At 70.2% G+C, this 13,512-nt stretch carries 11 protein-coding genes; 5 read left to right on the top strand and 6 right to left on the bottom strand.

Going from position 1 to position 13,512, the window contains the following annotated elements; translation table 11 throughout:
• Positions 1-45: 45 nt before the first annotated feature.
• From ACFXGX_RS35530 to ACFXGX_RS35515, 4 genes are all read right to left on the bottom strand, one after another.
• Positions 46-2,769, bottom strand: a complete 2,724-nt coding sequence (locus tag ACFXGX_RS35530; protein ID WP_384799982.1) for a cation-translocating P-type ATPase — start codon at positions 2,767-2,769, stop codon at positions 46-48.
• Between the two features lies 1 nt (position 2,770).
• Entirely contained in the window at positions 2,771-3,736 is a 966-nt protein-coding gene (locus ACFXGX_RS35525) for a polyphosphate kinase 2 family protein (protein WP_384799979.1), read from the bottom strand.
• A 41-nt stretch (positions 3,737-3,777) separates the two neighbouring features.
• The gene (locus tag ACFXGX_RS35520) at positions 3,778-4,281 is read right to left on the bottom strand and encodes a three-helix bundle dimerization domain-containing protein (protein WP_384799976.1); all 504 of its coding nucleotides are present in this window, start codon (positions 4,279-4,281) and stop codon (positions 3,778-3,780) included.
• 601 nt (positions 4,282-4,882) lie between these two features.
• Positions 4,883-5,335 carry a phospholipase gene (locus tag ACFXGX_RS35515; RefSeq protein WP_384799973.1) on the bottom strand — a complete coding sequence of 151 codons (453 nt, stop codon included), beginning with the start codon at positions 5,333-5,335 and terminating at the stop codon, positions 4,883-4,885.
• A gap of 305 nt (positions 5,336-5,640) precedes the next feature.
• On the opposite strand from ACFXGX_RS35515, the gene ACFXGX_RS35510 reads away from it, so the two are divergent.
• The 4 genes from ACFXGX_RS35510 to ACFXGX_RS35495 all read left to right on the top strand — a co-directional run bounded on the left by ACFXGX_RS35510 (position 5,641) and on the right by ACFXGX_RS35495 (position 8,248).
• Complete coding sequence (locus ACFXGX_RS35510; RefSeq protein ID WP_384799970.1) at positions 5,641-6,087, top strand: SRPBCC domain-containing protein; 447 nt, start codon at positions 5,641-5,643, stop codon at positions 6,085-6,087.
• The gene (locus ACFXGX_RS35505; protein ID WP_384799967.1) at positions 6,084-6,437 is read left to right on the top strand and encodes an ArsR/SmtB family transcription factor; all 354 of its coding nucleotides are present in this window, start codon (positions 6,084-6,086) and stop codon (positions 6,435-6,437) included. The genes ACFXGX_RS35510 and ACFXGX_RS35505 overlap by 4 nt, the downstream gene beginning before the upstream one ends.
• Positions 6,438-6,726: 289 nt before the next feature.
• Positions 6,727-7,326 carry an isochorismatase family protein gene (locus tag ACFXGX_RS35500; protein WP_384799964.1) on the top strand — a complete coding sequence of 200 codons (600 nt, stop codon included), beginning with the start codon at positions 6,727-6,729 and terminating at the stop codon, positions 7,324-7,326.
• Between the two features lie 10 nt (positions 7,327-7,336).
• Entirely contained in the window at positions 7,337-8,248 is a 912-nt protein-coding gene (locus tag ACFXGX_RS35495; RefSeq protein WP_384799961.1) for a GlxA family transcriptional regulator, read from the top strand.
• Positions 8,249-8,264: 16 nt separating this feature from the next.
• Here the strand turns inward: ACFXGX_RS35495 and nhaA are convergent, their stop codons facing one another.
• Entirely contained in the window at positions 8,265-10,166 is a 1,902-nt protein-coding gene (nhaA, locus tag ACFXGX_RS35490) for a Na+/H+ antiporter NhaA (RefSeq protein WP_384800011.1), read from the bottom strand.
• A gap of 173 nt (positions 10,167-10,339) precedes the next feature.
• Between nhaA and ACFXGX_RS35485 the strand changes: the two genes are divergently transcribed.
• Positions 10,340-12,727, top strand: coding sequence for an ATP-binding cassette domain-containing protein (locus ACFXGX_RS35485; protein ID WP_384799952.1), 2,388 nt, complete (start codon positions 10,340-10,342; stop codon positions 12,725-12,727).
• 63 nt (positions 12,728-12,790) lie between these two features.
• Here ACFXGX_RS35485 and ACFXGX_RS35480 read toward each other — a convergent pair whose 3' ends face one another.
• Positions 12,791-13,273: a potassium channel family protein gene (locus ACFXGX_RS35480; protein ID WP_384799949.1), complete on the bottom strand. Its 483-nt coding sequence runs from the start codon at positions 13,271-13,273 to the stop codon at positions 12,791-12,793.
• Positions 13,274-13,512 lie beyond the last annotated feature (239 nt).

Raw genomic sequence — 13,512 nt, 5'->3', positions numbered from 1 at the left:
CTTCGGATCGCGCCGACGGTTTCATGGGGCAGGGGGCCCGCGTGGTCAGCCGGTGCGCCGCGCCCTGCGGGCCAGGAGCTTACCCACCTCCCACACGACCAGGAGGGCGACGGCGGACAGCAGCGCCCAGCCGAACTGCCGCAGGTCGATCTCGGTGGTGCCCAGGATGCGGCGGAACCCGTCCATCTGCGTCACCGCGACCGCGAGGACGAACTGCGCGAGCGCCGTCCAGTTCATCTGCTTGCTGTCGAAGGTGCTCGGCGTCAGCACCGACTCCGTCTCGCTGCGGCATTCGAACGCGGCCACGATCAGACAGAGCGCGAACGCCGTGAACGCGATCGAACTGCCGATGCCGACACTGTCGTAACGGGATTCGCCCAGCTTGATCAACCCGAGCAGGATCAGGGTGATCGCCAGACCGCTGAGACCGACGGTCACCATCACCGGCCGGGTCAGCACCGACTCTCCCCGAGGGCGCGGCCTGCGCCGCATGAGCCCCGTGCTCTCCTGGTCGAAGCCGAGCGCGAAGCCGAAAGAGGCGTTGACCACGAAGTGGATCCACAGCACCTGCGGCGGGGTGAAGGGTTCACCGGCCGCGATGTTGAAGATGGTCGCCCCGAGGAAGGTCAGGACGAACGTGACCAGCAACAGCAGCACGAAACGGATGTACTTGGTGAGGTTGTCGTAGAGCTTGCGGCCCTGTTCCACCGCGTAGACGATCGTCGTGAAGTTGTCGTCGGACAGGATCATCCGCGCCGCGTTCTTCGCCACGTCCGTGCCGCTGCCCATGGCGATGCCGATGTCGGCGGCCTTGATGGCGGGGGCGTCGTTGACGCCGTCCCCGGTCATCGCGACGACGGCACCCTTCTTCTTGAGCGTGTTCGCGAGCATCACCTTGTGTTCGGGCGCGACCCTTCCCACCACACCGATGCCGTCGATACGGGCCAGCCGCTCGCTCTCCGGCAGCGCGGCGAAGTCGGCGCCGAGGACGGCCTCGCCGGGAATGCCGAGCTGCCGGGCGATGGCGGCACCCGTGGTGACGTCGTCCCCGGTCACCATGCGGACCCGGATGTGGGCCGCCTGGGCGCTGGCCACGGCTGCCTTGGACTCCTCACGCGGCGGGTCCACCATCCCGACCAGACTCGTCATCCGCAGCCCGATGACGTAACCCAGCAGGTCCCCGTCCGGATCGAAGTCGGCCGGGTCCAGGTCCCGGGTGGCCGCCGCCATCACCCGGCGTCCCTCCCCGCCCATGCGCTCGCCCACTTCGTCGGCGCGCCGGCTGAGCTCCGCGTCCCACGGGACGGTCGTGCCGCTCGACAGCGCGGTCGTCGCGCGGGCCTGCACCGCCGGGGCCGCGCCCTTGACGAAGCAGCGCACCACGGGGCGCCCGGCCGGGTCGACCGCGGAGTTGAAGGTGGCCATCAGTTTGTAGCCGGGGTCGAAGGGCAGTGTGGCGAGCCGGGGCAGCCGTTCGCGGGTGGCCTCGATGTCCAGTCCTGCCTTGTGGGCCAGCACCAGGAAAGCGCCCTCGGTGGGATCGCCCACGACCTCGCCGTTCACCAGCTTGCCGTCGTTCGCCACGAGGTACGGGAGGATCGCCTCCTCGATGCCCGCGGAGGAACCCGCGGCGTGATGGATCCGCCCGTCGAGACCGTAGCCCGTGCCCGAGACGGTGTAGCGGTCGGTGGGTGTCACCACCTCCACCGCCGTCATCTGGTTCATGGTCAGGGTGCCGGTCTTGTCCGAGTTGATCGCCGACGTGAACGCCAGGGTCTCGACGGACGGCAGCTCCTTCACGATCGCGTTGCGCTTCGCCAGACTGAGGCTGCCGACGGACAGGATCGCCTGGGTCACCGTGGGCAGGGCCTCGGGGATGGCGGCGATGGCCAGCGAGACCGCGCTGACGAACAGGGCGTCCCACGCCTGGTCGCGGCGGTACCCGAGCGCGAACATCACGATCATGGTCAGGCCCGCGGCGGCCGTGATCCACAGCGTCAGCGTGTCCAGCTCCTTGGTGAGCGGCGCCTCCTCCCTCTCGGTCGCCGACAGCATCTCCGAGATCTTTCCGAGCTCGGTGCCCGCACCCGTCCCGGTCACGATCACGAGACCGCTGCCGTGGGTGACCGGGGTGTGCATGAACGCCATGTTCGACTGGTCCCCCGGGCCCAGCAGGACCTTCGGCAGGGTCGTGGCGTCCTTCGACGCCGGGACGCTCTCACCGGTGAGCGCCGACTCGTCGATCTGCAACGCGTGGGCTTCGACGATCCGCCCGTCCGCCGGAACCTGGTCGCCGGCGGTGATGTGCACGACATCGCCCACCACCAATTGCTCCGCCGGGATCTCCGACTCGGTTCCGTCGCGCCTCACCCGGGCCGTCGCCGTCAGCATGGACTTGAGCGCGTTCATCGCGCTCTCGGCCTTCCCCTCCTGACGCAGGCCCACGACCGCGTTCAGCAGGGTCAGCAGCACGAGCAGGATCGCGGTGCTCCACTCGGCGATCGCCAGCGAGACGACCGCGGCCACCAGGAGGACGACCTGCATATAGCTGCGGTACTGCTCGACGAACCGCCGCCACGCCGGCTTCGGCTTCTCCTCCGGCAGCGTGTTCGGCCCGTTCTCGGCCAGCAGTTCCGCGACCCGGGCCGCGGTGAGTCCGGAGGCGGGGTCGACACCAAAGGCCGACGCGACGTCCTGTGGCTCACGCGCGTACCAGAGCTCCGGAGCGACACGCTCCGGAGCCTTCGGGCCGCTCGACTGCATCGCCATCTCAGCTCTCCGATCCGGATCCGGTCCGTCCCCGTTGCCGTGCCGCGTACGGATCGGCCGGCGCGCCCTCGGGAGCGTCGGCCTCCAGTTCCCGCCTCGCTGCCCGGAGATCCTTGCGCGCCTTCTTGCCGACCACCGGGAAGACGGGGTCGATGTCCATGAGCGTGTGAACCAGTACCGCCGCCGTGGCGATGCGCGCGAACCACTTCCGGTCCGCCGGGACGACGTACCAGGGCGCCCACGGCGTACTCGTGTGCGAGAGCATCTCGGAGAAGGCGTGCTGGTACTCGTCCCACCTCCGGCGCTCCCGGACGTCGGCCGCGGAGAACTTCCAGTTCCGCTCCGGCACGTCGAGCCGCTTCATGAAACGGGTGCGCTGTTCCTCCTTGGACAGGTTCAGGAAGATCTTCACGACCTTGAACCCGTTGTCGGTCAGGTAGCGCTCCCAGTCGTTGACGGCACGGTAGCGGCGATGCCAGATGTCCGGCCCGCGCACGTCCGCCGGCAGTCGCTGCCGGTCGAGGACCTCCGGATGGACCCGGACGACCAGCACCTCCTCGTAGTGCGAACGGTTGAAGATCGCGATGTCACCGCGGGCGGGCAGCCTGGCGGCGTACCGCCACAGGTAGTCGTGGTCGAGCTCTTCCGTGGAGGGCTGTTTGAAGCTGCTGACCTTGACGCCCTGGGGGTTCACCCCGCTCATGACGTGCCGGATCGTGCCGTCCTTGCCTCCGGCGTCGAGCGCCTGGAGACACAGCAGGACGCCGTACGTGTCCTGGGCCGCCAACCGTTCCTGGTACTCGGCGAGCAGCGACACGCCCGTGCGCAACAGCTCCACCCCCTGCTTCTTCTTCAGGCCGCCCTTGTAACGGGGGTCGAAGTCCTCGCCCAGGTCCACCCGTGACCCCGGCTCGACCCGCAGCGGCTCGATGAGCTTCGCGACGCGCGCGGCCCTGGCATCCGTCATGACGACCCGCCTCTTCTCTTGTCACGGCGAGCGCCGCGCGGTCACCGGCCCTCACCGACACCACCCAGGTCGGACGCGGACGCCGGCACGGGACGCAGCCTGGCGGGTATCCACCGGCCGAGCAGGGGAGAGCGGCGCGGGCTCCCGGCGGACCGCTCCATCGTTCTCGCCGTCCGGGGCTCCCCGCTCCCCGGGTCGCCCACGGAGGCGGGCGCGGGGGCGGTCCCTTCTCCGGGGAGGCCGGCGAGCTGCGCGCGGACCCGGCGCTCGACCAGAATGGGGACGTACGTCCTGACCTTGGCCTGCTGGAAGGGGCCGCGGGCCGTCGCGATCACCTGGTCCACGACGGACGGGGCGACGGAGGGGTACGCGGCCTTCATGCGCGCGGTCAGGTGACGGAGGGCGGCCGCCTCGTCGTGGCGGACGTCCTCGGGAGCCGCGGGGTCCGCCGCCGCGAGCGCGTCCGCGGGCGGGGCGGGAGCGTGGCTCGCCCCCCGCGGTGTGCTGCTCTCGTCGGCCGCGGCTTCCGGCTCGTCCGTCTTCATAGTTCGACCACCCGCGCGCTCGCAAGTCCCGAGCCACAAGGGGCGGAGACCGCAAAGGCCAACGGTCGCGATCCGGCTGCCCCGAGAACGGCTCGACGGCCGGGATACGAGGCCGTCCCACTCATTCTGGGTCCGCCCGGTCGAAACCGCCTCACGGACCGACTCCTCCCGGGGCCGGACCGGCGCACGGACCGAGACCCGCGGGGCCGGACCGGCACACGGACGGTCCGCTCTCGCCGGGTGCCGGGTGCCGGGCATCGGGCATCAGGCATCGGGGACCCGGGATCGGCGGTCGTGGCTCGCGGGGCGGGGCGGTGTGCGACGACCCGTGCCACCCGACCCGCGCCCACGGCCGTGACACCCCCCGAGTGCGTCCGGTGGACGACACGGGGGAGGGCATGCCGGGGGACGGCGGGGCGGGTGGCGGGGGTGCGCTCCGGCGACCGAGCGGGCATCGATCACCCTGACGGACCGGGGGAACGGCGATCCGTCATCAATATTCGGATGGCCGGGAGTTGGCTTGGATCACAGCGTTGTGCGGCAGACACATGTCATCAACTGCGCGCACGGTGAGCGGTGTCGTGCATGCATGGGCCGGGCCTCAGCCGAAGACCTTGACCGCCTGGTAGTAGGTCCACGCGGTGCTGTCGCAAGAGACCTTCGTCGCGCCGCTGTAGTTGGCGCAGACTCGCCCCAGGTCCGCGTAAAGCATGCTGTCGAGCCGGGACTTGTTGGCATCGAAGGTGCCGGCGGCCTTGTAGTTGCGATAGCCGAAGTCGTGGCGGGCACATGAAGTGGCGAAGGGGAAGCCGAACGGGTTGTCCGGCGACGTGGAGCAGTAGTCGGTGGACCAGTCGAACGCGTAGGCCGACCAGGCGGACTGGTTCCCGCGGGCGGCGACCCACGAGTTGTAGCTCGACGCGCTGGTCTGGGTCCAGTTGGACAGGACTTGGGGCTTGTCGGCAGGGGCGGCGCTAGCGGCTGTAGCGGTCGCCGTGACGGCCACCAGGGCCATGGCCGAGGCGGCAAGGCCGGTGGCGAGTCTTCGGTGCATCCCAACACCTCCATGAGGCTGCGACCCGCCCATCGGGCAGCAGGTTCATGACAGGAATGATCGGCATCGCGACCCCCTTTGACTAGTGCTTGGACCCCAACAATCAATTAACTCAGTGGAGTTGGGGGGACATGTTTCATGCCTGCGACCACCATGGCCGTCTATGGCTGGATGTGTTCCTTCGGGCTGAGGGTGTCCCGGTCGGATCCCATTGGCGCCCCATGACGTGCAACCGCAGAGTTGCTATGAAGTGGGTGATGTGCAACCCTGGAGTTGCATCATTGATGGCTTCGAAGGAGTACGTCATGACCGAGGACCGGATCGAACGCGAAACCCTGATCGAAGCGCCCCTGGAGCGGGTCTGGCCGCTGGTCGCCGTGCCCGGATTCTGGGTGGCCGACGAGGAGAGCCTCCCCACCACCGAGGGCAGGGCGGGCGAGTCGACCGTGGTGAAGAACGCCCAGTACGGCGAGTTCCCGGTGCGGGTGGAGAAGGTCGAGCCGCCCACCTATGTCGCCTACCGCTGGACCAGCGCGTTCCCTGGAGCCCCGCTGAGCGACGCCAACAGCACGCTGGTCGAGTTCACCCTGATTCCGGAGGGCGCGAGCACGCGGCTGCGGGTCGTCGAGAGCGGCTTCGCCGCGCTGTCCGGCTCTCCGGAGCTGCGGCACAAGGCCCACGAGGACAACACCAACGGCTGGCCCCAGGTCCTGGAAGCGTTCAAGAAGCGCGCCGCCCAGCCGTCGGTGTGACCGAGGAACGAGGCGAGAGCGAGGAGGTCGACGGCGTCCTCACCGCGCTCGCCGACCCGACGAGGCGGCACCTGCTCGATCTGCTGGCGGCCCGGGGCGAGATCACGGCCACGAAGCTGGCCGAGGAACTGCCCGTCTCAAGGCAGGCGGTGGTCAAGCACCTCGCCGTGCTGGACGCGGCCGGGCTCGTCACCGGAAGCCGGGTGGGGCGGGAAGTGCGGTACGCGGTACGGCCGGCCGCGCTGAACGCCACCGCCCGGTGGATGTCCGCGCTCGCCGCCGACTGGGACCGGCGTCTCGCGCACATCAAGCACGTCGCCGAGGCCGCGGAGCGCGCTTCGCGCGGGTGACCGCCCTGGAGCGGTTCCCCGCCGCCCGGCTCCGGGCGGCGGGGAACACCTGCATGTCCTCTGTTCATGGGCCGTGTTCCCGGGTGCTCATGTCCGTCCCCTGTACATGTGTCCGGCGCGCTCATGTTCATGTGTCCGGTTCATGCATCCTGTCCATGCATCCTGTTCATGTAGTCAGTTCATGTGGTCGGTCCATGTGTCAGGCCCCCGGACGGGCGTGACCGGATCAGTCCGCTCCCGGACCCGATGAGGTCTGTCCCCTGACGCGCGCCCCGGTCAGAGTGGGGACATGACCCGAGCACTGATCGTCATCGACGTCCAGGAATCCTTCCGTGCGCGCCCCCTGTGGGAGACCATCTCCGACCCGAAGATCGCCGACCGGGTGGACCGGCTCGTCCGGCTCGCCCGCCGGGCCGGCGACACGGTGGTGTGGGTGCTGCACTCGGAGCCCGGCAGCGGCGACGTCTTCGACCCCGCCCTCGGCCACGTCCGGCTGATGGACGAACTCCGGCGCGAGGACGGCGAGCCACTGATCCACAAGACCTCGCACAACGCCTTCACCACCACCAATCTGCAACAGCTCCTCACGGAACGCGGAATCCGCGAGCTCACGGTCTGCGGGATCAGGACCGAGCAGTGCGTGGAGACCACCACCCGCCTCGCCGCCGACCTCGGCTACCAGGTCACCTTCGTCTCCGACGCCACCGCCACCAACCCCATCCCGCACCGGGACGCCCCCGCGGATCAGAGCGTGGCGGAACTGCTCGCGGACCCCCGTACCCTCGGGGCCGAAGACGTCATCAGGCGCACCGAATACGCCCTCGCCGGGCGCTTCGCCACCATCGCAACGGTCGATGAGCTGGAGACCGCCGCCGCGTCTCGGGCATGATGACCGGATCGTGAGCCACATCGTCTTCTTCCTGGTGCCCGGAGTGCATCTGCTGGACCTGGCCGGCCCCGCGCAGGTCTTCTCCACGGCCGCCGACTTCGGGCACCCCTACACCCTCGGCTACGTCGCCGAGCAGCAGCAGGTCGTCACCGCCCAGGGGCTGCCGCTGGTCGCCCGGACCCAGTGGCCCGAGCTCGGCCCCGAGGACCTGATCGTCGTGCCCGGCTGGCGCGCGCTCACCCTCGGCGACGGCCCTTCCATCGGTGAGGCCACCCTGCGGGCCCTCCGGGACCACCACGCGCGGGGCGGCACCGTCGCCAGTGTCTGCGCGGGAGCCGACGCGCTGGGCCGGGCCGGACTGCTCGACGGACGGCGGTGCACCACCCACCACGACGTCCAGGACGAACTCGCCCGCCGCTACCCCCGGGCGGCCGTGGTCCGCGACGTCCTGTACACGCAGGACGACCGGGTCGTCACCTCGGCGGGCATCGCCAGCGGGATCGACCTCGCCCTGCATCTGATCGCCGGCCGGCACGGCCCGTCGGTGGGCGCGCAGGTCGCCCGGGACATGGTGGTCTACGCGCGGCGCAACGGCCATGAACCCCAGGCCAGCGCGATGCTCCGGCACCGGTCCCACCTGGACGACACCGTGCACCGCGCCCAGGACCTGCTCGACGCCCGCTTCGACCGGCCGGTGCCGCTTCCGGAACTGGCCGCCGCCGTGGGAGTCAGCGAACGCACCCTCACCCGGCTCTTCACCCGTGCCACCCAGGGCCTCACACCGCTGCGCTATCAGCAGGCCCTGCGGCTGGAGCGCGCCGAGCACCTCATCAGCCACGGCGTCACCGTCGACGCCGCCGCCCGTGCCGTGGGCTTCGAGGACGCCCGTATGCTGCGCCGCCTGCGGGCCCGCGCCACCTGAACCCGTCGAGCGGACTTCAGGGCTCCTGTTCCGCGCCCGTGAGCGTGGTCCGCTGTCGCGCGGCGCGGACGGCCGCCGTCAGGGAGACGATGTCGTACGCGCCGTAGTGGCGGCGGCCGTTGACGAAGAACGTCGGCGTGCCCGAGACACCGCTGAGGTCCGCCGACTCGACGTCCATGGCCACCCGTGCCGCGCTCGAGCCGTCCCGCAGGTCCTCGCGGAAGTGGCCGCTGTCGAGGCCCAGCAGGGCCGCGTACCGGAACAGGTCCTTCGGCCCCAGGTCGCCCTGGTGTCCCATGAGGAGGTCGTGCATCTCCCAGTAGCGGTCCTGGCGGGCCGCGGCCTCGGCGGCCTGTGCCGCGAGCTGGGCGTTGGGATGCACATCGGTGAGCGGCAGATGGCGCCACACATAGCGGACGTCCCCGAAGCCGGCGAGCAGTTCGCGCACCACCGATTCGGCGAGACCGCAGTACGGACACTCGAAATCGCCGTACTCGACGAGCGTCACCGGCGCGTCGAGCCGCCCGCGCACATGGTCGCGCTCCACGTCGACGGGTTCGCTCAGATCGACGATCGTCTGCCCGGTGCCGAGGAGGGCCCGCGCGCGGGAGCGTCCGCCGAGGGCACCGAGCACCAGGGTGACGACCCAGGTGAGGAGGAACGAGCCGGCGACCGCGGCCAGAATGCCGATCTTCGCCTGCTCCAGCCGGTCGCCGTCGAAGGCCAGCGACGCGATCAGCAGTGCCACGGTGAAGCCGACGCCCGCCAGCGTGCCGCCCGCGGTGATCGCGCCCCAGCCGACCGGCGGGTGCAGACGTCCCCGGCCGAGGCGCGCGGCCAGCCAGGTGCCGCCGATGACGCCGACCGGCTTGCCGAGCAGGTAGCCGAAGAAGATGCCGAGGGTGACCGGTGAGGTGAAGGCCTCGGCGAGCTGACCGCCGCTCAGGGAGATGCCGGCGTTGGCCAGGGCGAACAGCGGCACGATCACGTAACTGGTCCAGGGATGGAACATCAACTGGAGCCGCTCGTTCGGAGAGAGCGTCGAGGCGAGGCCGCGGCGCACCGTTCGCTCCAGCTCCGGCGTCGGCTGTTCGCGAAAGCGCCGGAACAGCCGGCTCGCGTGCTCCAGATCGCTGCGCTCGGCCGTGTACGCGTAGGTCAGCATGCCCATCGCGAGACCCGTCACCACCGGGTCGACGCCCGACTTCAGGAGCGCCACCCAGATCGCCACGCCCAGCAGGCCGTACAGCGACGGAACCCGGGCGCCGATCGTGCGCCGCAGCAGCAGGACGACCACGAACAGGCCGAGCGCCGTCAGCAGCGCGGGCGGCGCGATGGTGTCGCTGTAGACGAAGACGACGACGGCCAGGGCCAGGAAGTCGTCCACGACGGCGATGGTGAGCATGAAGACCCGGAGGCTGTTGGGCAGACGGTGGCCGAAGACGGCGAGCATGCCCAGGGCGAAGGCGGTGTCCGTCGACATGGCGGCACCCCAGCCGTGCGCCGCCGGGCCGTGGCCCGAGGTGATGGCCAGGTACACGACGACGGGCACGACCATGCCGCTGAGGCCCGCCAGCAGCGGCAGGGTGACCCGGTGCCGCTCACGCAGTTCGCCCAGGTCGAACTCGCGTCGCGCCTCCAGACCCACGACGAAGAAGAACAGCGTCATCAGCCCGCTGTTCACCCACTCGCGCAGGTCCATCGACACCCCGCCCGCCCCGACGCGGATCGACAGCTCGGTGCTCCACACCGACTCGTACGAGCCGGGACCGATGTTGGCCCAGGCCAGGGCCAGCAGGGTGGCGGCGAGCAGCACGGCGGCGCTGCCGGTCTCCGTGCGCAGGAACGCGCGCAACGGGCTGCGGGCGCGCAGACCGCACTGGGTCTGACCTGACAGGGGCGACGCGTCGGACGGCATGGTCATCCTCCGATTCTCGCTCCCGACCCGGTCAGGATTCGAGAAGCGCCGACGGCCGTGCCTCCCCTAGCGTGGCGCATGAACAATGTCCTCCCGCGTGAAGCTGGTTGGATCGAGTCAGGCGATGCCGGCGGGGACCGCGAGGGCGGCCCTGCCCGACAGATGGAGACACGATGAGCAAGGCCACGAGGACGGACCCGGGGCCGTCCGCGCCGCATGGTGCCGACAGCCACGATCTGATCCGGGTGCTCGGCGCGCGCGAGAACAATCTCAAGGATGTCAGCATCGAGATCCCCAAGCGCCGGCTGACGGTCTTCACCGGCGTGTCCGGCTCGGGCAAGAGCTCCCTGGTGTTCAACACGATCGCCGCCGAGTCGCAGCGGCTGATCAACGAGACCTACAGCAGCTTCGTGCAGGGCTTCATGCCCACGCTCGCCCGGCCCGAGGTCGACGTCCTCGAAGGCCTGACCACCGCGATCATCGTCGACCAGCAGCGGATGGGAGCCGACCCCCGGTCCACGGTCGGTACCGCCACCGACGCCAACGCGATGCTGCGCATCCTGTTCAGCAGGCTCGGCAAGCCCCACATCGGCCCGCCCAGCGCGTACGCGTTCAATGTCCCCTCGGTCAGCGCGAGCGGCGCCATCACCGTGGAGCGCGGCGCCAAGAAGGCGGTGAAGGCGACCTTCAACCGCACGGGCGGCATGTGCGTGCGCTGCGAGGGCCGGGGCACCGTCTCCGACATCGACCTCACCCAGCTCTACGACGACTCCAAGTCCCTCAACGAGGGCGCGATCACCATCCCCGGCTACGGCTCGGACGGCTGGAACATGCGGCTCTACAAGGAGTCGGGCTTCGTCGACCCGGACAAGCCGATCCGCAAGTACACCAAGAGGGAGCTGCACGACTTCCTCCATCACGAGCCCACCCGCATGAAGATCGCGGGCATCAACATGACGTACGAAGGGCTCGTCCCGCGGATCCAGAAGTCGATGCTCTCCAAGGACAAGGAGGCGATGCAGCCGCACATCCGGGCGTTCGTGGACCGGGCCGTCGCCTTCGCGACCTGCCCCGAGTGCGAGGGCACCAGGCTCAGCGAGGGCGCCCGTGCGTCGAAGATCAAGCGGATCAGCATCGCGGACGCCTGCGCGATGCAGATCAGCGACCTCGCCGAATGGGTCCGGGGCCTCGACGAGCCCTCGGTGGCGCCCCTGCTCTCCGCGCTCCAGCAGACCCTCGACTCGTTCGTCGAGATCGGCCTCGGCTACCTCGCCCTGGACCGCCCGGCGGGCACGCTGTCCGGAGGCGAGGCGCAGCGCGTGAAGATGATCCGCCACCTCGGCTCCTCGCTCACCGACGTCACCTACGTCTTCGACGAGCCCACCGCCGGTCTGCACCCCCATGACATCCAGCGGATGAACGACCTCCTGCTGCGCCTGCGGGACAAGGGCAACACCGTGCTCGTCGTGGAGCACAAGCCGGAGACCATCGTGATCGCCGACCACGTCGTCGACCTCGGCCCCGGCGCAGGGACGGGCGGCGGTTCCGTCTGCTTCGAGGGCACGGTCGAGGAACTGCGGAAGGGCGACACCGTCACCGGCCGCCACTTCGACGACCGGGCCAAGGTCAAGGAGACACCGCGCGAGCCCACCGGAACGCTGGAGATCCGCGGCGCGTCGGCGAACAACCTGCGTGACGTGGACGTCGACATCCCGCTCGGAGTGCTGGTCGTCATCACCGGCGTCGCGGGCTCCGGGAAGAGTTCACTGGTGCACGGGTCCATCCCGGCCGACGAGGGGGTGGTGTCGGTCGACCAGGCTCCGATCCGCGGGTCGCGGCGGAGCAACCCGGCGACGTACACCGGTCTGCTCGACCCGATCCGCAAGGCCTTCGCGAAGGCCAACGACGTGAAGCCGGCGCTGTTCAGCGCCAACTCCGAGGGCGCCTGCCCCACGTGCAACGGCGCCGGTGTCATCTACACGGACCTCGCCATGATGGCCGGCGTCGCCACCACCTGTGAGGACTGCGAGGGCAAGCGGTTCGACGCCTCGGTCCTGGAGTACCACCTCGGCGGCCGTGACATCAGCGAGGTCCTCACGATGTCGGTGGACGAGGCCGTGGAGTTCTTCGGCGCCGGAGAGGCGCACACGCCGGCCGCGCAGCGCGTTCTCGCGCGGCTCGCCGACGTCGGACTCGGCTATCTCACCCTCGGCCAGCCGCTCACCACGCTCTCCGGCGGCGAGCGGCAGCGGCTCAAGCTCGCCACGCACATGGCCGACAAGGGCGGGGTGTACGTCCTCGACGAGCCGACCACCGGCCTGCATCTCGCCGATGTGGAGCAGTTGCTCGGACTGCTCGACCGGATCGTCGACTCGGGCAAGTCGGTCATCGTCGTGGAGCACCATCAGGCGGTCATGGCACACGCCGACTGGATCATCGACCTCGGCCCCGGGGCCGGCCACGACGGCGGCCGGCTCGTGTTCGAGGGCACCCCGGCCGACCTCGTCGCCGCCCGCTCCACCCTCACCGGCGAGCACCTGGCGGCGTACGTCGGCGCCTGAGCGAGGCCGAAGGCCGGGGGCACCAGGCTCTGGCCTCCGGGGCTCCGGGCTCCGGGCGACGGATCACCCGTCGTACGGAGGCCCGGTGCCCCCCGCGCCCGGCTCCGGCGCGTTCTGCTGGAGTCTGCCCCGCTGGACCGCCGACACCAGGAGCCGGGCGGCGACGCCGATCAGCAGGACGTTCACCGCCATCTGCCCCGTGACCAGGGCGCGGGCCGCCTCGGTGTGCGGGGTGATGTCCCCGAAGCCGACCGTGCTGAAGACCGTCACGGTGAAGTACAGGGAGTCGGTCCGCGAGAGCGTCTCGCTGAAGGTGTCCGTCGCGCTGCGTCCCATCAGGTAGTAGGTCGTCGCGAACAGGAGGATGTAGAGCGGGGCGGTGGTCGCCAGCGCCTCCATGGCCCGCAGTTCGGGCCGCGGGGCCAGGGTGATCTCGCGGATCTGCCAGGCCAGGAGCAGCGCCACCGCCATGATGCCGCCGACGAGAACGAGGATCGTGGCCAGGTTGAAGGTCTTGTCGAGCGGGAGCAGGTAGTAGGCGGCCACGAGAATGGCCGAGGTGAGAAGTGATCGCAGGCTGGAGCGGATCGCGTCGCGATGACTCCTCCACGAAACCCTGCCCACCGCTGTGCCCCGCTGCCTTCTGCCATGACCGTGCGACCGTGCCGGCTCGTGGATCCAACCTTGCCGGTACCGGTGCCCCGACGCCGTAGACACACCATGTGGTCACCGGGATGGCGGTGTCCTTTTGCGGGAAGGACGGCCGCGCCGCGTCGCCCGCGCGG

Source organism: Streptomyces sp. NPDC059371, assembly GCF_042751995.1.
Taxonomy (GTDB): Bacteria; Actinomycetota; Actinomycetes; order Streptomycetales; family Streptomycetaceae; genus Streptomyces.
Note: the sequence above shows the minus strand (reverse complement) of the source record. Positions and strands in the feature narration are given on the sequence as shown.